This window comes from Allobosea sp. OK403 (genome assembly GCF_900113835.1).
Taxonomy (GTDB): Bacteria; Pseudomonadota; Alphaproteobacteria; order Rhizobiales; family Beijerinckiaceae; genus Allobosea.
Map to the genome: position 1 here is coordinate 492,179 of NZ_FOQV01000001.1, position 19,186 is coordinate 511,364.

Here is a 19,186-nt window from a genome sequence, read left to right on the forward strand (position 1 = left end):
CTCAGCGCCCACGCGCGAACAGGCCCTGCGGCCTGAGCATCAGGACCGCGAGCATGATCGCATAGATGATGAAGGCTCCCAGCTGCGGCACGAGATATTTGCCCATCACGTCGGCGACGCCGAGCAGGAGCGCTGCCAGCAGCGGCCCGGTCAGGCTCGACGTGCCGCCAACCGTGACCACGATCAGAAAGTAGAGCATGAACTTGAGCGGGAAGGTCGGATCGAGCCCGACGATCTCGGCGCCGAGCGCGCCGCCCAGCCCCGCCAGCCCGGAACCGAAGGCAAAGGTAATGGCGAAGACCTTGACCACCGGGATGCCGAGCCCGCGCGCCGCGCGCCGATCGTCGACGGCGGCGCGCAACTGGCTGCCGAAGCGCGTCTTCGCCAGCATCCATTGCAAGCCAAGCGCCATCAGGCCGCAGAGCACCACGATGAAGAGCCGGTAGATGCCGATGCCGACCCCGCCGATGAAGACGCGGCCCTGCAGATAGGCCGGCAGATGGATGTTCTGCTGCTGCGAGCCCATCAGATAGTCGGTCGCGGCGATCGACATGAAAACCAGACCGATCGAGAACAGCACCTGGTCGAGATGGCTGCGCTCATACATGTGCCGGTAGAGCAAGCGCTCGAAGATGAAGCCCAACGCCGCGCTGAACAGGAAGGCGAGCGGCAGGCAAAGCAGGAACGGCACACCGAAGCGGTTCATCAGGATGACGGTGGCGTAGCCGCCGGCCATGGCGAAGGCGCCATGCGCCAGGTTGACGAAGTTCATCAATCCCAGCGTCACGGCCAGCCCCGCCGCCAGCACGAAGAGCAGCATGCCATAGGCGATCCCGTCGAACAGGATGGTCAGCAAGGAGGGCTCCGTATCGTGACGATTTCACTCGGGGCTGTCACCCCGGGCGCAGCCCTCGGGTCCGATCTTCGATCGGCCCAAGGATAAACTCCGCGTTGATCCGGGATCCATTCCAGAACGGTTCGGGAATCGATCCCGGATCAGCGCGGCTGTGCCGCTTGTCCGGGATGACAGCGTCTTGGGGAAACGCTGTCAGGCTGTCACTTGGCGGCCTTCACCGGGTCTGGCACGGCCTCGAAGGTCGAGAACTCAACATTGTAGAGTTCGCCGTTCACCTTCTCGACCTTGCGGACATAGACGTTCTGGATGATGTCGCGCGTCTTGGGGTCGATCGAGATCGGCCCACGCGGACTGATCCAGCTCATGCCCTTCATCGCCTCGACCAGCTTGGTGCCATCGGTGTCGCCATTGGTCTTCTTCAGCGCCTCATAGATCAGGTGCATGCCGTCCCAGCCGCCCACCGCCATGAAGTTGGGCCGCACATTGGCGGCCTTGCGGAAGGCCTCGACGAAGGCCTTGTTCTCGGGCGAGGGATGGGCCGCCGAATAGTGATGCGTGGTGACGAGGCCGAGCGTGACGTCGCCCATGCTGTCGAGCGACTCGTCATCGGTGACGTCGCCGGTCGCGATCAGCCGAATGCCGGACTTGTCCAGGCCACGCTCGACGAATTGCTTCATGAACTGCACGCCGAGGCCCGATGGCACGAAGACGAACAGCGCATCGGGTTTGGCGTCCGTGACGCGCTGCAGGAAGGGCGAGAAATCGGGATTGCGCAGCGGGATTCGGATCTCGCCGGTGATCTCGCCGCCGGCTGCCGTCAGCCGCTCCTTGAAGGACTTCTCGGCGTCGAGGCCCGGGCCGTAATCGGCGACCAGCGTCATCGCCTTCTTGATGCCGTTCTTGGAGGCCCAGTCGGCGATGCCGATCGTCACCTGCGGCAAGGTGAAGGAGGTTCGCACGATGAAGGGGGATTGTTCGGTGATCGAGGAGGTGCCTGCCGCCATGACGATTTGCGGCGTCTTCGACTGCGTCGCCAGCGGCGCGACCGCGAAGGCGAGCGGGGTCAGTCCGAAACCGGCCAGGAAGGAGACCTTGTCGTTGACCAGCAGCTCCTGCGCGATGCGGCGGGTAACGTCGGGGGTGCCGGTATCGTCCTTGACGATCAGCTCAATCGTCTTGCCCGCGACGCTGGCTCCATTCTGGGCGATGTAGAGCTTCGCTGCGGCCTCGATCTGGCGGCCGATCGCACCGGCGAAGGGGCCGGTCATCGGCAGAATCAGACCGATCTTGACGGTCTGTTGTGCCTGCGCCTGTGCTGGTGCCGAGCCGAGCATGAGGGCCGTGCCGCCCAGGGCCAGCAAGGCGCGGCGCGATAAGGTGGCTGTCGATTTCGGCATGATACCCCTCCCAAAATGTGCGATTACCGCACTGTTATTTTGATTTCGCACAATTTTCCGCTGGCCGATGCCGTCTGTCAATCTGGCCGAAAGGCGATGCCGGCCGCAACCTAGCACGCGCCAGCGCAACCTAGCACGCACCCGCGCAACGCGTCCTCGTCTTGTCTGCCCCGGCGAAGGCGGCCATTCCCTTGGCGCGGCCGAGCCGCTATCAGCGAGCCGACCGCACGCGAACTCGTGCGCCCAGGAAACCCGACGGAGCACATCATGGATCTCGGCCTTCACGACAAGCGCGCGCTGGTGCTGGGCGCGAGCCGCGGCCTCGGCGCCGCCATCGCCCGGACGCTCGCGGCAGAGGGTGCGACGGTGATCGCGGCCGCGCGCAACGTCGCGGCGACCAACGCCTGGATCGCCGACTGTCCCGCAGAGGTGCGAGGGCGCATCTCCGCCGCGAGCCTCGATCTGTCGGATATCGCCGCCGTCGACGCGTTTCTCGGTGAGCTCAATGGCACTGGGGGCGTCGACATCCTGATCGGCAATTCGGGCGGCCCGCCGCCGGCCGAAGCGCGCGAGGCCAAGCGCGACGACTGGCTGAAGCATTTCGAGGGGATGGCGGCCAACCTCTTCCACCTCGCGCAAGGCCTGCTGCCCGGCATGACGGGGCGCGGTTTTGGCCGCATCATCACCATCGCCTCGTCCGGCGTGGAACAGCCGATCCCGCGCCTGGCGCTGTCGAACGGCATCCGCTCTGCGGTGATCGGCTGGTCGAAGACGCTCTCGGCGGAAGTTGCCGCGCAAGGCGTCACGGTGAATGTCGTCCTGCCCGGGCGCATCCATACCGAGCGCGTCGACCAGCTCGACAAGGCCGCCGCCGACCGCTCCGGCATCACGCCCGACGAGGCGGCAAAGGCCTCGCGCGCGACGATTCCGGTCGGGCGCTACGGCACGGCGCAGGAATTCGCCGATGTCGTCGCCTTCCTGGCCAGCACGCGGGCGAGCTATGTCACCGGCGCCAAGATCCGCATCGACGGCGGGGCCACGCGCGGCATCTGAGCCTGCACACGGGCGTGAGCCGCCCGCTGTTCCCCCGCGGAAACGGGCCGCTCTGCCTCGCTGCGGAAAGGTTTTTCTCCTTTTGAAGTGAAATAAGAAAAACCACGCTACTGCCTGTGAATTGATCATTCAGGGTTTCGGGACTAGGTGAAGCGTTCGATTTACCGAACGTTTCACCTGGCGAAAACCGATGTCCGCCGATCTCTTGAATGCGCCGGGTCTGCCCGGTCAGATCACCGCTTCGGACGCCCCAGCCGCTGGTGCGACGCTGGAGCGACGGGCCCAGACCTTGAACGAGGCGTTCGGCGCGGCGGATGTCGCCGCCCGGCTCACTGGCGCCGTGGCCGAGGCTCGCGGTCGTCTCGTGTTCACGACCAGCTTCGGCCTGGAGGACCAGGTCCTTACCCATTTCATCATCGATGCCGGGCTTCCGGTCGAGATCGTGACGCTCGACACCGACCGGCTGTTTCCAGAGGTTCATGCGCTCTGGAAAGAGACCGAGGCGCATTTCGGCGTCAGGATCCTGCCCTTCTACCCGCGCCATGATGCGGTCGAGGGGTTTGTCAGCGCGCATGGCCTCGACGGCTTCTACACCTCGCGCGAGGCGCGCAAGGCCTGCTGCGACATTCGCAAGGTGGAGCCGCTCGGACGGGCGCTGGCCGGTGCCGACATCTGGATCACCGGCCTGCGCGCCGACCAGTCGGCCGCGCGCGGCGGCGTCCGCTTCGCCGAGGCCGAGGCGGCGAGGGGGCTTATCAAGCTCAGCCCCTTGCTCGACTGGTCGCGCGACAGGACGCTCGCCTTCGCTAAGGCGAATGGCGTTCCGCTCAACCCGCTGCACGAGAAGGGTTTCGTCTCGATCGGTTGCCAGCCCTGCACGCGCGCCATCCGCCCCGGCGAGCCCGAGCGGGCCGGGCGCTGGTGGTGGGAGGACGATGCCGCCAAGGAATGCGGGCTCCATGTCGGGCCGGACGGGAAGTTGACACGGGCGAAGCCCGCCTCGCTGGGAGCCGGCGCATGATCCAGCTCAGCCATCTCCAGAAGCTCGAAGCCGAGGCGATCTTCATCATCCGCGAGGTCGTGGCGACCTGCGACAAGCCGGTGCTGCTCTATTCGATCGGCAAGGATTCAGCTGTCCTGCTGCATCTCGCCATGAAGGCATTCTACCCGGCCAAGCCGCCTTTTCCGCTGCTCCATGTCGATACGACTTGGAAGTTCCGCGAGATGATCGCCTTCCGCGACGAGACCGCCGCTCGGCTCGGGCTCGATCTCATCGTGCATGTCAACCAGGAGGGCGTGAAGGCCGGCATCGGTCCCTTCGCCTCGGGCTCGCGCATCCATACCGATGTGATGAAGACGCAAGGCCTGAAACAGGCGCTCGACCTGCACAGATTCGACGCGGCCTTCGGCGGCGCCCGGCGCGACGAAGAGAAGAGCCGCGCCAAGGAGCGCGTCTTCTCCCTGCGCTCACCTGAGCATCGCTGGGATCCGAAGAACCAACGACCCGAGCCCTGGCAATTGTTCAACACCCGCAAGCACAAGGATGAGAGTTTTCGCGTGTTTCCGCTCTCCAATTGGACCGAGCGCGACGTCTGGGACTACATCGCGCTCGAGAATATCCCGGTCGTGCCGCTTTATTTCGCCGCTCCGCGCCCGGTGGTGAAGCGCGACGGCACCTGGATCATGCGCGATGACGAGCGCATGGAGCTCCTGCCCGGCGAGGTCGTCGAGAGCCGCATGGTCCGCTTCCGCACGCTCGGTTGCTACCCGCTGACGGGAGCGGTCGAGAGCGAAGCGGCAAGCCTGACCGAGATCATCGCCGAGATGCGCTCATCGCGCTCGTCGGAGCGGCAGGGCCGCGTCATCGACCATGACGGGGCGGGCTCGATGGAGCAGAAGAAGCAGGAAGGCTATTTCTGATGACCGCGCTGGCCAAGGAGAAGCGGTCGTCAGGCCCGGCTGCCGGGCAGGTTCCTGCAAATGACTCGACCGGGCTCGAGGCTTCGGGCCAGCATTCCCTGCTGCGCTTCATCACCTGCGGTTCGGTCGATGACGGCAAGTCGACGCTGATCGGCCGGATGCTCTATGAGGCCGGTGCGGTGCTCGATGATCAGCTCGACACGCTCGACGCCGATTCCCGCAGATTCGGCACGCAAGGAACCCAGCCCGATTTCGCCTTGCTCGTCGACGGCCTGTCGGCCGAGCGCGAGCAGGGCATCACCATCGATGTCGCCTATCGCTATTTCGCCACGGAGAAGCGCAGCTTCATCGTCGCCGACACGCCGGGCCACGAGCAATATACCCGCAACATGGCGACTGGCGCCTCGACCGCCGATCTCGCCATCATCCTGATCGACGCGCGCAAAGGGTTGCTGCCGCAGACGCGGCGACACTCCTTCATCGTCTCGCTGGTCGGGGTCCGGCATGTCGTCGTCGCGGTGAACAAGATGGACCTCGTCGGCTATGACGAGACCGTCTTCCGCCGCATTGCCGAGGATTATCGCGAGGCGACGAAGTCGCTGGGCTTCGCCTCGGTCCGCTTCATCCCGGTCTCGGCGCGCGACGGCGAGAATGTGATGCGCCGCTCGCCCGCCATGCCCTGGCATGACGGCCCGGCGCTGTTGCCCTTGCTCGAAACCATCGCGGTCGCACCGGAGCAGCACGGCGAAGCGGGCTTCGTGCTGCCGGTGCAATGGGTCAACCGGCCCAATCTCGATTTCCGCGGCTATGCCGGCCTGGCCGTCCGCGGACGTGCGCGCGTCGGCGATGCCGTGACCGTCCTGCCCTCAGGCCGCGCGAGCCGGATCGCCCGGTTGATCGGCGCGGCAGGCGAGGCCAGCAACGCTGCCGTCGGCCAAGCCGTGACCGTGACGCTGGAAGACGATGTCGATGTCTCGCGCGGCGATGTCATCGTCGCCGCGCCCTCGTCTGTGCCGGTCAGCCGCGAAGTGAAGGCGTGCCTGCTTTGGACCGGCGAACGGGCCTTGCTGCAAGGCGGCCAATTCCTGCTCAAGCTCGCGACCCAAAGCGCCAATGCGACGCTCGAGGCGCTACATCACAGCATCGATATCGAAGGCTTCCGTCCGGTGCCGGCCCAGAGCCTGCGCATGAACGGCATCGGCTTCGTGACCTTGAAGCTCGACAAGCCCGTCATCGCCCTGCCTTACCAGGAGAACCGTGAGCTTGGCGGCTTCATCCTGATCGATCGGATCAGCAACGAGACGGTTGCTTTCGGTTTCGTCGAGGCGGCTGCGGGCGAAGGTTCGGCCGGTGGCGCGGCGACCGGTGCGCTGGAGCGCCTGCGGCAGGCGCTCATCAGGACTGTCGGCCGTTCCGGCACGCCTGATCGTCGTTCATGGCTGGCTGCGGTGAGCTGGCGGCTGTTGAGTACGGCCGGGCTGTTCCTGGCGGCCTGGGCGGTAACCGAGCGGGTCGGCATATCAGCTGTGCTGGCGCTCGGGGATATCGCCCTGCGGCCGCTGCTGCGCAGGCTGCATGCGCTGCTCTGGCGCGAGCGCGCAGGCTCGGCGTTGCAGGACGGCGCAGGTATCTGAGAGACGCTGGATAGGAGACGCCGACCGGCGTTCTGCCGGCCGGAGTTGATCAGGCGATAGGAATCACGCCGCCTGCGAATAGCTGCTGGTGGCGGAGCTCGAGGTTCCCAGCTGATAGACGTTGCCATAGCTCTGCGAGGCGTTGACGAACGCGGCCGGAGGCTGGGGCGGTGGGCCGCGCTTGTCCGATGCTTGCTGGAAGGCGGTCTGCTCGTCCTTGGAAATCGACCCGTTCTTGTCGGAATCGATCGCATCGAACAGCTTGCTCAGAAGGTCGCTCGAAGCCGTCTTGTCGGAGGACAGGGCGCTCAGGAATTCGTCCTTGGCGACGCTGCCATCGGAATTCGCATCGAGTTGCGAGAAGATGTCCTGATTGTCGGAACTCCCGCTGGAGGCCTCCTGCGGAGGTGGCGGCGGCGGTCCGGCGGCCTTGAGCGTGTCCTGGAAGGCCTTGGTCTCGTCCTTCGAGATCGAACCGTCGGAGTTGGAGTCGATCGCGTCGAAGAGCTTGCCCAGGGCGCTGGTCGAGTCACTCGTGCCCATGGAGAAGGCTTTGGTGAATTCGTCCTTGGTGACGTTGCCGTCTGAATTCGCATCGACTTGTGAGAAGATATCGGTCTTGTCGCTCGTCGTGCTGTCGCTGGCGGCGCCGGTCTGGCCGGATTGAAGCCCGAACAGGAAGGATTGCAGTTGCTGGCCAGCCTTTTCGGCCTTGGCCTTGAACGCATCCGATTCGGCCTTTGTAACCGAGCCGTCGCTGTCGCTGTCCATCGCCTTGAACAGCGCTTCGCTCTTGGCGCTGTCAGTGCCCTTGGGAGCTCCGCTCTGGAACTCGTCGAGGCTGAGCGAGCCGCTGCTGTTGCTGTCTAGCGTGTCGAAGCTGGGTGGTTTCTGCGGAGGCGGACGAAAGCTGCCAACGCTGCCTATGCTGGACATGGAATGTCTCCGTCACTGATTGCCGCCGGTCGACGGCGCAAACAGAGTCAAGGAGCAACTCATGCCGGATTGCTAAGCCTGTGCCATTGCGGGAAGGATCTTGGTTTCGATTGTTTTCGAAATGCAGGTGTCGAAACATATGGAAACATAATCGCCGCGCCGGGCCAGGCCGTCATGGGTCAGGTCTTCAGCGGCCGACGACCGCGGTCGCCTCGATCTCGATCAGGGCCTGCGGCTCGACCAGCGCCACCACCTGCACCACGGCCATGGCGGGGAAATGCCGGCCGAGCACGTCGCGATAGACCGGTCCCATCTCCTTCAGGCTGGCGCGATAGGCAGCGATGTCGGTGACGTACCAGGTCAGCCGGACGATATCCTCGACTTGCCCGCCGCCGGCCTCGACCACGGCCTTGATGTTGATCAGCGTCTGTCGAAGCTGCGGCAGGAAACCCTGTGCGAAGACGCCGGTCTCATCCCAGCCGACGAGCCCGCCGGTGACCAGGACGCGCCCTTCCGCGACCATGCCGTTCGCATAGCCGCGCGGCGTGGGCCAGCCCTCCGGCAGAATGGCACGTTGTATTGCAGCACTCGACATGGTGTCGCCTCGGTTGGGCCGTTCCGGCTCGTGTTTCGAAGAAGGGTCAGGCCTCGCCGCGCGCGATCTCGCGCAATGCGAAGCGCTGCAGCTTGCCGGTCGCGGTTTTGGGCAGCGCCGCCACAAAGGCGACGGCGCGCGGGTATTTATAGGGCGCGATATGCGCTTTCACGTGGTCCTGCAACTCCTTGAGGAGGCGGGCATCGCCGAGGAAGCCCTCGCGCAGCACGACATAGGCTTTGACGATCTGCCCCCGATCCGGACAGGGCGCGCCGACGACGCCGCATTCGGCGACTGCAGGGTGCGTCAGCAGGCAGATTTCGACCTCGGGGCCGGCGATGTTGTAGCCGGCCGAGATGATCATGTCGTCGGAGCGCGCTTGATACCAGAAATAGCCGTCCGCATCGCGCAGATAGGTGTCGCCGGTGATGTTCCAGCCGTCCAGCACATATCTGGCCTGGCGCGCATCGGCGAGATAGCGGCAACCCGTCGGGCCGCGCACGGCGAGCCGGCCGGGCGTGCCGTCGGGGCACTCGATACCGGCCTCGTCGACGATCTTGGCCTCATAGCCGGGAACGGGAAGACCGGTCGCGCCGGGCCTGATCTTTTCGCGCGGTGCGCCGATGAAGATGTGCAGCATCTCGGTCGCGCCGATGCCGTCCATCAGCGGCAGGCCGGTCTTGGCGGCCCAAGCCTCGAAAGTGGGCTTGGGCAGGGCCTCGCCGGCCGAGACGCAGATGCGCAAGCTGGAGATGTCGCGCCCGTCGAGCCGGTCGAGCATGGCGCGATAGGCCGTCGGCGCGGTGAAGACGACCGAGGCCTTGTGACGCTCGATCGCGTCGATCAGGTCGGGCGGGCCGGCCTTCTCCGGCAGGATCATCGCCGCGCCGATCCGCATCGGGAAGAGCACGAGTCCGCCGAGCCCGAAGGTGAAGGCGAGCGGCGGCGAGCCGATGAAGCGGTCCTCCGGAGAAGCCTTGAGCACGCGGGCGCCATAGCAGTCGCAGATTGCCAGGATGTCGCGCTGGAAATGCATCGTGCCCTTGGGCTCGCCGGTCGTGCCGGAGGTGAAGCCGATCAGGCAGACATCGTCGCTCGCCGTGTCGGCGGCGGCGAAGTTCTCATAGCCGGGCTGGCGCATCAGCGCGTCGAGGCTGCCCGCCGCGTCGTCGCCCCAGCTCACGATCCGTGTCAGCTCCGGCGCCTGGGCCTGCGCCGCCTCCAGCTCGGCGAGCAGGCGATGGTCGCACAGCGCCAGCGAAATCTTCGCTTTGCGGATCGGATAAACCAGCTCACCCGCGCGCAGCATCGGCATGGTCGCGACCACGACGCCGCCGGCCTTCAGCACGGCGAGATAGCTCGCCACCATCATCGGCGTGTTGGCGGCGCGCAGCAGCACGCGATTGCCCGTAATCATGCCGAGGTCGCGTGTCAGCACGTTGGCGATGCGGTTCACCTGCTCGGCGAGATCGGCATAGCTCCGGTGCAGATCGCTCGCGATGATCGCGGCCCGCCCGCCGCGCCCTTCGAAGACATGGCGGTCGAGCAGCTCCGTGACGACGTTGAGCCGTTCCGGATAGGTCAGCCCCGCTTCTGTCAGCCTGAGATCGGGCCAGTTGTCGCGCGGCGGCAGGTTGTCCCGCGCGAAACCGTCCTCATGCCCCGATCTCGCGAATCCGGTTGCTGTCATCTCGTTCCCCTGCCTTCTCGGCATGTGTCTTCAGCAGGTCGCGTGCGATCACGACCTTCTGGACCTCGCTGGCGCCCTCATAAATGCGCAAGGCCCTGATTTCCCGGTACAATTCCTCCACCTTGACGCCCTTGGTCACACCGAACCCGCCATGGATCTGGACGGCACGGTCGATGACGCGCTGGGCGTTCTCTGTTGCGACGAGCTTGGCGAGTGCCGCCTCGCGGGTGACGCGGGGCGCGCCGCGATCCTTGGTCCAGGCGGCGCGATAGACCAGCAGCGCCGCGGCATCGACCTCGGCTGCGCTGTCGGCGATCGCGGCCTGCGACAATTGCAGGTCGCCGAGCGTGCCGCCGAACAGCTTTCGGCCATTGGCGTGCGAGACCGTCTCGTGCAGCGCCCGCCGTGCGAAACCGAGTGCAGCCGCGCCGACTGTCGAGCGGAAGATGTCGAGCGTCGCCATCGCGACCTTGAAGCCGTCGCCGGGGCCGCCGATGCGGTTCTCGACCGGGATGCGGCAAGCGTCGAAGCGCAAGGTGGCGAGCGGGTGCGGCGCGATCACGTCGATGCGCTCGGCAATGCTCAGACCTGGCGTGTCGGCCTCGACCAGGAAGGCGGAAAGCCCGCGCGCGCCGGGCGCCTCAGCCGTTCGGGCGAAGACGACGTAGTGATCGGCGATCCCGCCATTCGAGATCCAGGTCTTTTCGCCGTCGATCCGGATATGCGTGTTGCCGTCCGGCGTCGCGGTCGTCGCCATTGCGGCGACGTCGGAGCCGGCCTCCTTTTCCGATAATGCAAAGGCGGCGATGCGGTTGCCGTCGCGGATTCCGGGCAGGATGCGCTGCTTCATCGCCTCCGAGCCCGCGAGCGTGATCGAGCCCGTGCCGAGCCCCTGCATGGCGAAGGCAAAATCGGCGAGCCCGTCGCGTGCCGCCAAAATCTCGCGAGCGAGGCAAAGCGTACGGACATCGAGCGCCTCGCTCAGGCCGCCGAAAGCCGCCGGCACGACCGCCTTGAGGAAGCCCGCCTCGCCAAGCGCCTTGACGCGGGCTCGGCAGCCGGCGTCGACATCGTCATGTGGCAGGCCGGGCAGGGTGGTGTCGGCCCAGGCCGAAAGCACCTCGGCGAAGTGGCGATGGCGATCCTCGAAGAAGGGCCAGTCGAGCGTGTCGCCCAAGATAGCCATGCCCAAAGTCGTATTACCCGAGGTCGCCTGGCCGAGAATGCCGCTGCCCGCCATCTCAATTCCCCTCGAAGACCGGCTTCTGCTTGTTGGCGAAGGCGTGGTAGGCGCGGGCGAAATCCTCGGTCTGCATGCACAAGGCCTGCGCCACGGCCTCGGCCTCGATCGCGCTTTCGACCGACATTGCCCATTCCATTTCGAGCATGCGCTTGGTCATGGCGTTGGCGAAGGTCGGCCCGTCGGCGAGCTCGGCTGCCAGGGCCTGGGCTTCACCGAGCAGGCTCTCCTTGGCCACGAGCCGGTTGAGGAAGCCCCAGCGTTCGGCCTCCTCGCCCTTCAGCGCGCGGCCGGTGTAGAGCAATTCGGCTGCGCGTCCCTGACCGACAATGCGCGGCAGCATTGCGCAGGCGCCCATGTCGCAGCCGGCGAGGCCAACGCGGTTGAACAGGAAGGCGATCTTGGTTTCGGCCGTGCCCAGCCGCAGATCGGACGCCATAGCCATGATCGCACCCGCGCCGGCGCAGACGCCGTCGATCGCGGCGATGACCGGCTGCGGGCAGGCGCGCATCGCCTTGACCAGCTCCCCGGTCATGCGGGTGAACTTCAAAAGCTCCTTGGTCTCCATCGCGACCAGCGGCCCGATGATCTCGAAGACATCGCCGCCTGAAGAGAAGTTGCCGCCGGCGCCGGTGACGACGATCGCCTTGACGGCCTCTTCCTTCTGTGCGGCCAGGAAGAAATCGGTGAGCTCGCGGTAGCTTGCGAAGGTCAGCGGATTCTTCTTCTCAGGTCGGTTCAGCGTCACCGTTGCGACCTTGCCGGCGACGTTCAGCTCGAAATGCGCCGGTGTGAAACCCGCCAGCGGCAAGGTCGTGGCGTTGGCGAGGCTCATGCCTTGTCTCCGTTGGCGCGCTGCGCGATGGCCGCATGCAGGGAGGTTTTGGTGCGGCCGAGCAGCCGGAATAGTTGAGTGGTCTCGGCGTGATCGAGCCCGGCAAAAAGCTCCGCGATCCAGCCCTCATGCCGCTCGGCCATCGCCTTGAAGGCCTTGCGTCCCTGCGCCGTCAGCGTCAGCACCTGCACGCGCCGGTCCTGTGCGGCGGCGCGCTTGTCGACGAGACCATCGGCCAGGAGCCCGGCGACGACGGCGGTGACATTGCCGTTCGAGACCATCAATCGCTGTGAGACCTCGCCGACGGTCATCCCGGTGGTCGATTTCTCGAGCTGCGCCATCAGGTCGAAGCGTGGCAGCGTCGTCTTGAACTCTTCACGCAGGCGGTTGCGGATCTCGGTCTCGATCAGGGTCGAGCAGGTCAGCAGTCTGAGCCAGAGCCTGAGTTCGTCCTTGTGATCGCCGGGGCGTTCGCTGGCCTTGGTCTCGCGGTCGAGCACGAGGCTGGGAGAGGGCGTTTCCATGGCCTAGAACTCCCCGCCATTGATCAGGATCGATTGGCCGGTGATGGATTGGCTGGCCGGCCCGCAGAGATAGAGCACGGCTGCCGCGACTTCTTGCGGCGCGATCAAACGCCCCTGCGGATTATCCTTCACCAGCTGTGCCAGCGCCTGCTCGTCCGAGAGGCCGGTCTTGGCGGTGATCGCGCTGATGCCGCCTGCGACCATGTCGGTGTCTGTATAGCCGGGGCAGATCGCGTTGACCGTGACGCCGGCGCGTGCCGTTTCCAGCGCGAGCGAGCGCACTAGGCCGATCACGGCATGTTTGGCGGCGGCATAGGCCGAGACATAAGCGTAGCCGCGATGCCCCGCGGTCGAGGCGATCGCGATCAAGCGGCCGCTGCGACGCTCCATCATGCCGGGCAGCGCCGCGTGGAAGGCGTTGACCGTTCCGATCAGGTTGATCTCGCTCATGCGCCGGAAGCGCTCGGCATCGCTGCGCGTGAACGGCCCGGTCTCGACCGCGCCGGCATTGGCGATGACGATGTCGAAGGGCTGGGTTTGCGCCAAGGCTGCGGCGGCGGTGGCAGTGGCTGCCTCGTCGCGGATATCGCAGGGCATGAACGCGTCGGCATCACCGGCTTCGACCGCCTCTTGCAGAACCTTCGCGTCGCGCCCGATGATGCTGACGCGGGCGCCCTCGCGCTTCAGAGCGGCTGCGACGGCGCGGCCGATGCCGCGCCCACCGCCTGTCACCAGTGCATGCTGTCCTGCCAGAGCCATCCTGAGCGACCTCCTGATGGAGTAATATATTTTAGGTCTAAAGGAATTTGCAAGCGCTCTGATCGGGTTGAAGGCAGGCGGCAAAATCGTGCGAAAACCACCATATGTCGGCGGTACATGATTAAGTTCGCCTCCCGCCGCTTCGGTTTTTCGGCGAACGAAATGAGCCTCTTGAGATAAAATTATTTTAGACCTAAAATAATTTTACAGCCCATGTTTCGGAGGTCATGATGCGCATTGCGGTCGTTGGCGGCGGACCCGCCGGGCTCTATTTCGCGCTCTTGATGAAGCGCGACTGGCCGCAGCTCGAGGTCACGGTCTTCGAGCGCAACCAGCCCGACGACACTTTCGGCTTCGGCGTCGTCTTCTCCGACCAGACGCTCGACACCTTCAAGGCGGCCGATGCGACAAGCTATGCCGCGATCCGCGACAATTTCGCATACTGGGACGATGTCGAGATCCATTTCAAGGAGAGCGTGCACCGCGTCTCCGGCAACGGCTTCTGCGGCTGCTCGCGCCGCTCGCTGCTCATGCTGGTGCAGGCTCGCGCCCGCGAGCTCGGCGTCGATCTTCGTTTCGGTGAGGAGGCCAGTGATATCGAGGCGCTGAAGCGCGATTACGACCTCGTCGTCGCCGCCGACGGCATCAACAGCCGAATCCGCGAGGGTTGGCGCGAGCGCTTCCAGCCCGAGACCGACCTGCGGCCCAACATCTTCACCTGGATGGGATCGACCCGCCCCTTCGACGCCTTCAACTTCTTCTTCAAGGAAACCGAATTCGGGCTCTTCATCGCCCATTGCTACCAATATGAGGTCGGCCGCTCGACCTGGGTGCTGGAGACCGATCCCGAGACCTTCGCCAAGGCGGGGCTCGACAAGCTGGACGAAGCGGAATCGGCAGCCTTTCTCGAAGGCGTCTTCGCCGAGGAGCTGCAGGGCCATAAGCTGGTCACCAATCGCTCGCTCTGGCGGAATTTTCCGATGATCCGCTGTCGCAACTGGGTCTCGGAGAACGTCGTCCTGATCGGCGACGCCAAGGCGACGGCGCATTTCTCGATCGGCTCTGGCACCAAGCTCGCGATGGAAGACGCGATCGCGCTGCACAAGGCCTTCGGCAAGGCGCAATTGAACGTCACCGAGGCGCTCGCATTGTTCGAGCGCACGCGCCGCGAGGAGGTCGAGAAGACCCAGCACGCGGCCGACGTCTCGCTGGTCTGGTTCGAGCAGCTGCGCCGCTTCTGGGATTTCGACCCGCTGCGCTTCGCCTTCGGCCTGATGACGCGCTCCAAGGCGATCACCTATGACAATCTGGCTCTGCGCGCGCCGGGTTTCGTCGCGGCGATCGACAAGCTGGTCGCGCAGGAGCTCGGCCCGCTCGCCCGCACCCGCAAGGACGGCGCCCCCGTGCCGCCGGCCTTCCAGCCGCTCAAGCTGCGCGAGATGCAGGTCGAGAACCGCATGGTGCTCTCGCCGATGTGCCAATATTCGGCGCAGGATGGCCTGCCCAATGACTGGCACCTGATGCATTACGGCTCGCGCGCCATTGGCGGCCCCGGGCTCATCTTCACCGAAATGACCTGCGTGGCGGCCGATGCGCGCATCACGCCGGGCTGCGCCGGGCTCTATACCGACGCGCAGGAAGCCGCCTGGGCCCGGATCGTCGACTTCGTCCATGCCAATTCGGCGGCGAAGTTCTGCCTCCAGCTCGGCCATGCCGGGCGCAAGGGCGCGACCAAATTGATGTGGGACGGCATGGACAAGCCGCTGGAGGAGGGCGCCTGGCCGATCATCTCGGCCTCGCCCTTGCCCTATTATCCGGAGAGCCAGATCCCGGGCGAGATGAGCCGCTCCGACATGGACCGGGTGAAGGCCGAGTTCGTCGCGGCAGCGCAGCGCGGCGAGCGCGCCGGCTTCGACATGCTGGAGCTGCACTGCGCCCATGGCTATCTGCTGGCGAGCTTCCTCTCGCCGCTGACCAATCACCGGACGGATGACTATGGCGGCTCGGTCGAGAACCGCCTGCGCTATCCCCTGGAGGTCTTCCGCGCCCTGCGCGAGACCTGGCCGCGCGAGAAGCCGATGTCTGTGCGCATCTCCGCGACCGACTGGAAGGCGGGCGGCGTGACCCCGCAGGACATGATCGCGATCTCCACGGCCTTCGCGGAGGAGGGCTGCGACCTCGTCGACGTCTCAACCGGGCAGACCGTCAACGACAGCCGCCCGATCTATGGCCGCATGTTCCAGATGCCGTTCTCCGACCAGATCCGCAATGAGGCTCGCGTCGCGACCATGTGCGTCGGCAACATCACCTCGGCCGACCAGGTCAACACCATCATCGCCTCAGGCCGGGCCGACCTCGTCGCGCTCGGCCGGCCGCATCTGGCCGATCCTTCCTTCGTGCTGCGCGCCGCTGCCTGGTATGGCGTCGATATAGCCCAACCGCTGCAATATCAGCCCGGCAAGGACCAGCTCATGCGCAACACCCCACGCGAGCGCGAGGAAAGCGAGGCGCTGAAGCTCAAAGCCAAGCCGAGCCGCCACGCGGTCTCGGTCTAGTCAAGAGAGCCGAGCCGCCACGCGGTCTCGGCTTGAAGCCAGGCGCGGGGGAACATCCCGTATGTCCGCCTGTTTCTTGAGCATCACAGTCCCAGCCAGAAGGACCGACATGCTCGCCACTGCCCGTTCGCTCGTCGCCGCGATAGCCGTCGCGACCGGTTCTTTCGCCGCGCTCGCCCAGGGGACGGTCACGCCGCCGCAGTCGCCCGGGGCCGTCGCGCCGCAATCCAATGGCGGGCTCGGCCCGGTGACGACGCACCCCTCGCAGGTCGACAGAGGCCAGAACATGATCCTGCCATCGGCCGGGAGTTCCGGGCAGTCCTCCGCGCCGACCATGATCTATGATTGCAAGGCCAAGCCACAGGACTGCACGACGCCCGCGACGCCTGCCGACAAGGCTACGGCTCCGCAAATCTCCGCCCCACCGGCTACGACGACTCCGTAGCGCGGCAAAGTTCGCTTGCGCAGGCGCGTGCTGGAGAGGGCGTTGCTCTCTGTTGATTGCGTCGGCGCAAGGTTAGGATTGGGCGATGGGGGCTTCCGCTTGCGGCGCGGGGCGCTATCTCAAGCGCAGACAGCGGGCCGATCCGGCCTTGCGCCCAATCATGAGGTTCCAGATGAAGCTCACCGGCATTCACCACGTCACCGCCATCTCGGCCGATGCGCCGGGCAATCGCCGCTTCTATGCCGAGACGCTGGGCATGCGGCTGGTCAAGAAGACGGTGAACCAGGACGACACCTCGGCCTATCACCTGTTCTATGCCGATGGTGCCGGCTCGCCTGGATCGGATCTGACCTTTTTCGACTGGCCTGCCTCGCCGGCCCGGCGTGGCACGCATTCGATCAATCGCACCTCCCTGCGTGTCGCCGATGAGGCGTCGCTGGAATGGTGGCGCGAGCGTCTGACCAAGGCCGGCGTCAAGGTTTCAGCCATCCGCGCGATCAATGGCCGCGAGGCCTTCGATTTCGAGGATCCGGAGGGCCAGCGCCTGACATTGCTCGCGGATGGCGGCGAGATCCCCTTCGTTGTCTGGGGGAAGAGCCCGGTTCCCGCCGCGCATCAGATTCGCGGGCTCGGGCCCGTCACCATCTCGGTGCCGAAGCTCGAGCGCACCGAGGTCGTGCTGACCCAGCTTCTCGGACTGGAACGCATCGCGTCCTATCGCGACGCGGCTCATGCCAGCGGCGAGATCCATGTCTTCAAGATCGGGGAGGGTGGTCCGGCAGCCGAACTGCATGTCGCGGTCGAGCCCGATGCGCCGCAGGCGCGCGAAGGGGCCGGCGGCGTGCATCATCTCGCGCTGCGCACGCCGACCTTTGCCGATTACGACGCCTGGGCGGAACGGCTCAAGGCGGCCGGCTATCCCAATAGCGGCAAGGTCGACCGCTTCTATTTCCGCTCGCTTTATCTGCGCGAGCCGAACGGCATCCTGATCGAGATCGCCACTGACGAGCCCGGCTTCTCTGCCGATGAGCCGGCCGAGACGATGGGTGAGAAGCTCGCTCTGCCGCCCTTCCTGGAGCCGAAGCGGGCGCAGATCGAGGCCGGGCTGAAGCCGCTCTAGAGCCGGATGATTGCAGCTGGAATCACGGAGTGATCCCAGCTGCAATCTGAATCCGTCTCCCGTCTGAAAGTGAGAGCAGGATTGATGTGAAAAGCCGGTTTCCACTTTTTCGCATCCTGCTCCGAGCGGCTGGGAGCGTTTCAACGCGGCAATCTATGGGGCGCGGCGGGCCGGATCGGTCCGCCGCGTTTTTTTGTCGCAAATTGCCGCGTTGGATTCACCGGCAATTAACCACGCAGGATTTTACTGAGCTCTGTTGAGTTGCTGGCTTCCCTGCATGGACGATCAGCGCCTTTCTCGGCCGATGCTCCTGTTCGAGCGCGGCGGAGAGCCGGCCGCTTTGGGTTTCGTTCGCTAGGGCAGGCGGCGTGTTGCGTTGTTGAGTTGAGAGCGCCGCCCCGATGTCGGACCAAGGCTACAAGCCGCGTGCAGTCAGGTTGCGCTCTCGCGCCCGGCTGCGCCGCAAGGTGTTGCTCCAGCTTGCCTTCGTCGCGGCGACGACCGCACTTGGTTTCCTGGCGATGGATGGATCGCAGGATAGGCCGGCGACCCATGAGGCGAGGTCTGTGCAGACAGCGGCTGCATCGCCGCAAAAGAGCGATACAGCAAGAGTTTACAGAGATCTTCTGAATTCCGAGTTCAAGCTCGGCCCTGCGCCCACCACTCTCGGGGGGAGCGCGCCGCTGGATGCGAGTTTCCACGCCAACACGCCGCTGCAGACGGCTTCGCTCGCACCGGCCACCCTGTCGCAACCAGCTGTTCCGGCCTCGGCTCCCGTCACCCCGCGTGACGTGGACACGACCGGAAGCATCGCGCCTGGCGCCCTTCCTTCGGCCGGGTCGGTGTCGGACATTCTCAAGACCCCTGCAGCGCCCAGGCTCGTGCCCGGCGCGCCGCGGCCGATCGCACGGCCCTCGGAGCTCAAGCCTCCCCAGACCCGCGAGCCGCCGGCCATCGTGCTGCGCCAGCCGGCGCACCGGCCCAAGGTCGCGGCGGCGCCTGCGCAGGCGCCGGACAACCGTTCATTCTTCGAAAAATTCTTCGGCGTGCCACCGCAGCCGGCCGGGCCTGCTCTCGCCTACGCAGCGCCCGAAGATGATGTCGTCGACCGTTCACGCGGACGCCGGCTCAGCCCCGGCACGGCGCCGATGATCGGTTCGGCGCAGGCGACCGCGATCTACGACATCAGCGCGCGCACGGTCTACATGCCCAATGGCGATCGTCTGGAGGCGCATTCAGGCCTCGGCGACAAGCTGGACGACCCCCGTTTCGCCCATGTCCGGATGCAGGGCGTCACGCCGCCGCATACCTATGATCTGACCGAGCGCGAGGCACTGTTCCACGGCGTGCGGGCGCTGCGCCTGAACCCCGTCGGCGGCAGCGGCGCGATCCATGGCCGCGCCGGCCTCCTGACCCACACTTATCTGCTGGGCCCCAACGGCGATTCGAATGGCTGCGTGTCGTTCAAAGACTACGACAAGTTCCTGCACGCCTATCTGCGCGGTGAAGTGAAGCGCCTGGTCGTGGTGGCGAGCCGGTAGCTAGCGTTCAGCAAGGAAGCCAGGCCGTCATTCCGGGGCTTCGCGCAGCGAAGAGCCCGGAACCCAGAACCGATGCCGTTACAGTA

Annotated in this window: 16 protein-coding genes and 1 pseudogene; 8 read left to right on the forward strand and 9 right to left on the reverse strand. The window is 65.7% G+C overall.

Translation table 11 applies throughout. The annotated features are described in order from the left end of the window. Window position 1: 1 nt before the first annotated feature. The gene (locus BMZ97_RS02075) at window positions 2–856 is read right to left on the reverse strand and encodes a branched-chain amino acid ABC transporter permease (RefSeq protein WP_092164977.1); all 855 of its coding nucleotides are present in this window, start codon (window positions 854–856) and stop codon (window positions 2–4) included. Between the two features lie 200 nt (window positions 857–1,056). Beyond that, window positions 1,057–2,190, reverse strand: a complete 1,134-nt coding sequence (locus tag BMZ97_RS02080; protein WP_244546255.1) for an ABC transporter substrate-binding protein — start codon at window positions 2,188–2,190, stop codon at window positions 1,057–1,059. Window positions 2,191–2,520: 330 nt separating this feature from the next. Here BMZ97_RS02080 and BMZ97_RS02085 point away from each other — a divergent pair, with 330 nt between their 5' ends. The 4 genes from BMZ97_RS02085 to cysN all read left to right on the forward strand — a co-directional run bounded on the left by BMZ97_RS02085 (window position 2,521) and on the right by cysN (window position 6,860). Beyond that, window positions 2,521–3,306, forward strand: a complete 786-nt coding sequence (locus tag BMZ97_RS02085) for an SDR family oxidoreductase (protein WP_092164981.1) — start codon at window positions 2,521–2,523, stop codon at window positions 3,304–3,306. A 190-nt stretch (window positions 3,307–3,496) separates the two neighbouring features. Beyond that, on the forward strand, window positions 3,497–4,327 hold the full coding sequence (locus BMZ97_RS02090; RefSeq protein ID WP_092164983.1) for a phosphoadenylyl-sulfate reductase: 831 nt from the start codon (window positions 3,497–3,499) through the stop codon (window positions 4,325–4,327). Then, window positions 4,324–5,226: a sulfate adenylyltransferase subunit CysD gene (gene cysD / locus BMZ97_RS02095; protein WP_092164985.1), complete on the forward strand. Its 903-nt coding sequence runs from the start codon at window positions 4,324–4,326 to the stop codon at window positions 5,224–5,226. The genes BMZ97_RS02090 and cysD overlap by 4 nt, the downstream gene beginning before the upstream one ends. Continuing rightward, window positions 5,226–6,860 carry a sulfate adenylyltransferase subunit CysN gene (gene cysN / locus BMZ97_RS02100; protein ID WP_092164987.1) on the forward strand — a complete coding sequence of 545 codons (1,635 nt, stop codon included), beginning with the start codon at window positions 5,226–5,228 and terminating at the stop codon, window positions 6,858–6,860. The genes cysD and cysN overlap by 1 nt, the downstream gene beginning before the upstream one ends. 63 nt (window positions 6,861–6,923) lie before the next feature. On the opposite strand, the gene BMZ97_RS02105 is transcribed toward cysN, so the two are convergent. The 7 genes from BMZ97_RS02105 to BMZ97_RS02135 form a co-directional block, all read right to left on the reverse strand. Continuing rightward, on the reverse strand, window positions 6,924–7,796 hold the full coding sequence (locus BMZ97_RS02105) for an EF-hand domain-containing protein (protein ID WP_092164989.1): 873 nt from the start codon (window positions 7,794–7,796) through the stop codon (window positions 6,924–6,926). A gap of 187 nt (window positions 7,797–7,983) precedes the next feature. After that, window positions 7,984–8,391, reverse strand: coding sequence for a RidA family protein (locus BMZ97_RS02110; protein WP_092164991.1), 408 nt, complete (start codon window positions 8,389–8,391; stop codon window positions 7,984–7,986). Between the two features lie 46 nt (window positions 8,392–8,437). Then, window positions 8,438–10,081, reverse strand: a complete 1,644-nt coding sequence (locus BMZ97_RS02115) for a benzoate-CoA ligase family protein (RefSeq protein WP_244546193.1) — start codon at window positions 10,079–10,081, stop codon at window positions 8,438–8,440. After that, window positions 10,047–11,267 (reverse strand): acyl-CoA dehydrogenase family protein, encoded by a 1,221-nt coding sequence (locus BMZ97_RS02120; RefSeq protein WP_092166513.1) that lies wholly within the window; start codon window positions 11,265–11,267, stop codon window positions 10,047–10,049. The genes BMZ97_RS02115 and BMZ97_RS02120 overlap by 35 nt, the downstream gene beginning before the upstream one ends. Window positions 11,268–11,322: 55 nt before the next feature. After that, window positions 11,323–12,156: an enoyl-CoA hydratase family protein gene (locus tag BMZ97_RS02125; protein WP_092164993.1), complete on the reverse strand. Its 834-nt coding sequence runs from the start codon at window positions 12,154–12,156 to the stop codon at window positions 11,323–11,325. Then, window positions 12,153–12,680 (reverse strand): MarR family winged helix-turn-helix transcriptional regulator, encoded by a 528-nt coding sequence (locus BMZ97_RS02130; RefSeq protein WP_092164994.1) that lies wholly within the window; start codon window positions 12,678–12,680, stop codon window positions 12,153–12,155. Before BMZ97_RS02130 ends, BMZ97_RS02125 begins: the two co-directional genes overlap by 4 nt. A 3-nt stretch (window positions 12,681–12,683) precedes the next feature. Further along, window positions 12,684–13,439, reverse strand: a complete 756-nt coding sequence (locus tag BMZ97_RS02135; protein ID WP_092164995.1) for an SDR family NAD(P)-dependent oxidoreductase — start codon at window positions 13,437–13,439, stop codon at window positions 12,684–12,686. A 230-nt stretch (window positions 13,440–13,669) separates the two neighbouring features. Here BMZ97_RS02135 and BMZ97_RS02140 point away from each other — a divergent pair, with 230 nt between their 5' ends. The 4 genes and pseudogenes from BMZ97_RS02140 to BMZ97_RS31810 form a co-directional block, all read left to right on the forward strand. Further along, window positions 13,670–15,994 (forward strand): bifunctional salicylyl-CoA 5-hydroxylase/oxidoreductase, encoded by a 2,325-nt coding sequence (locus BMZ97_RS02140; protein ID WP_092166514.1) that lies wholly within the window; start codon window positions 13,670–13,672, stop codon window positions 15,992–15,994. A 109-nt stretch (window positions 15,995–16,103) separates the two neighbouring features. Next, window positions 16,104–16,439: a hypothetical protein gene (locus BMZ97_RS02145; protein ID WP_092164996.1), complete on the forward strand. Its 336-nt coding sequence runs from the start codon at window positions 16,104–16,106 to the stop codon at window positions 16,437–16,439. Between the two features lie 172 nt (window positions 16,440–16,611). Continuing rightward, window positions 16,612–17,559: a ring-cleaving dioxygenase gene (locus tag BMZ97_RS02150; RefSeq protein ID WP_092164998.1), complete on the forward strand. Its 948-nt coding sequence runs from the start codon at window positions 16,612–16,614 to the stop codon at window positions 17,557–17,559. Window positions 17,560–18,545: 986 nt separating this feature from the next. Beyond that, window positions 18,546–19,100 (forward strand): annotated as a pseudogene (locus BMZ97_RS31810) (DUF2778 domain-containing protein); the annotation flags it as partial. Between the last annotated feature and the right edge of the window lie 86 nt (window positions 19,101–19,186).

Bases quoted from the DNA above. Each gene is read 5' to 3' on its own strand.
- BMZ97_RS02110 (WP_092164991.1), bottom strand. From the start codon at position 8,391: ATGTCGAGTGCTGCAATACAACGTGCCATTCTGCCGGAGGGCTGGCCC.
- BMZ97_RS02125 (WP_092164993.1), bottom strand. From the start codon at position 12,156: ATGAGCCTCGCCAACGCCACGACCTTGCCGCTGGCGGGTTTCACACCG.
- BMZ97_RS02105 (WP_092164989.1), bottom strand. From the start codon at position 7,796: ATGTCCAGCATAGGCAGCGTTGGCAGCTTTCGTCCGCCTCCGCAGAAA.
- BMZ97_RS02130 (WP_092164994.1), bottom strand. From the start codon at position 12,680: ATGGAAACGCCCTCTCCCAGCCTCGTGCTCGACCGCGAGACCAAGGCC.
- cysD (WP_092164985.1), top strand. From the start codon at position 4,324: ATGATCCAGCTCAGCCATCTCCAGAAGCTCGAAGCCGAGGCGATCTTC.
- BMZ97_RS02085 (WP_092164981.1), top strand. From the start codon at position 2,521: ATGGATCTCGGCCTTCACGACAAGCGCGCGCTGGTGCTGGGCGCGAGC.
- BMZ97_RS02090 (WP_092164983.1), top strand. From the start codon at position 3,497: ATGTCCGCCGATCTCTTGAATGCGCCGGGTCTGCCCGGTCAGATCACC.
- BMZ97_RS02080 (WP_244546255.1), bottom strand. From the start codon at position 2,190: ATGCTCGGCTCGGCACCAGCACAGGCGCAGGCACAACAGACCGTCAAG.
- BMZ97_RS02150 (WP_092164998.1), top strand. From the start codon at position 16,612: ATGAAGCTCACCGGCATTCACCACGTCACCGCCATCTCGGCCGATGCG.
- BMZ97_RS02140 (WP_092166514.1), top strand. From the start codon at position 13,670: ATGCGCATTGCGGTCGTTGGCGGCGGACCCGCCGGGCTCTATTTCGCG.
- BMZ97_RS02120 (WP_092166513.1), bottom strand. From the start codon at position 11,267: ATGGCTATCTTGGGCGACACGCTCGACTGGCCCTTCTTCGAGGATCGC.
- BMZ97_RS02145 (WP_092164996.1), top strand. From the start codon at position 16,104: ATGCTCGCCACTGCCCGTTCGCTCGTCGCCGCGATAGCCGTCGCGACC.
- BMZ97_RS02135 (WP_092164995.1), bottom strand. From the start codon at position 13,439: ATGGCTCTGGCAGGACAGCATGCACTGGTGACAGGCGGTGGGCGCGGC.
- cysN (WP_092164987.1), top strand. From the start codon at position 5,226: ATGACCGCGCTGGCCAAGGAGAAGCGGTCGTCAGGCCCGGCTGCCGGG.
- BMZ97_RS02115 (WP_244546193.1), bottom strand. From the start codon at position 10,081: ATGACAGCAACCGGATTCGCGAGATCGGGGCATGAGGACGGTTTCGCG.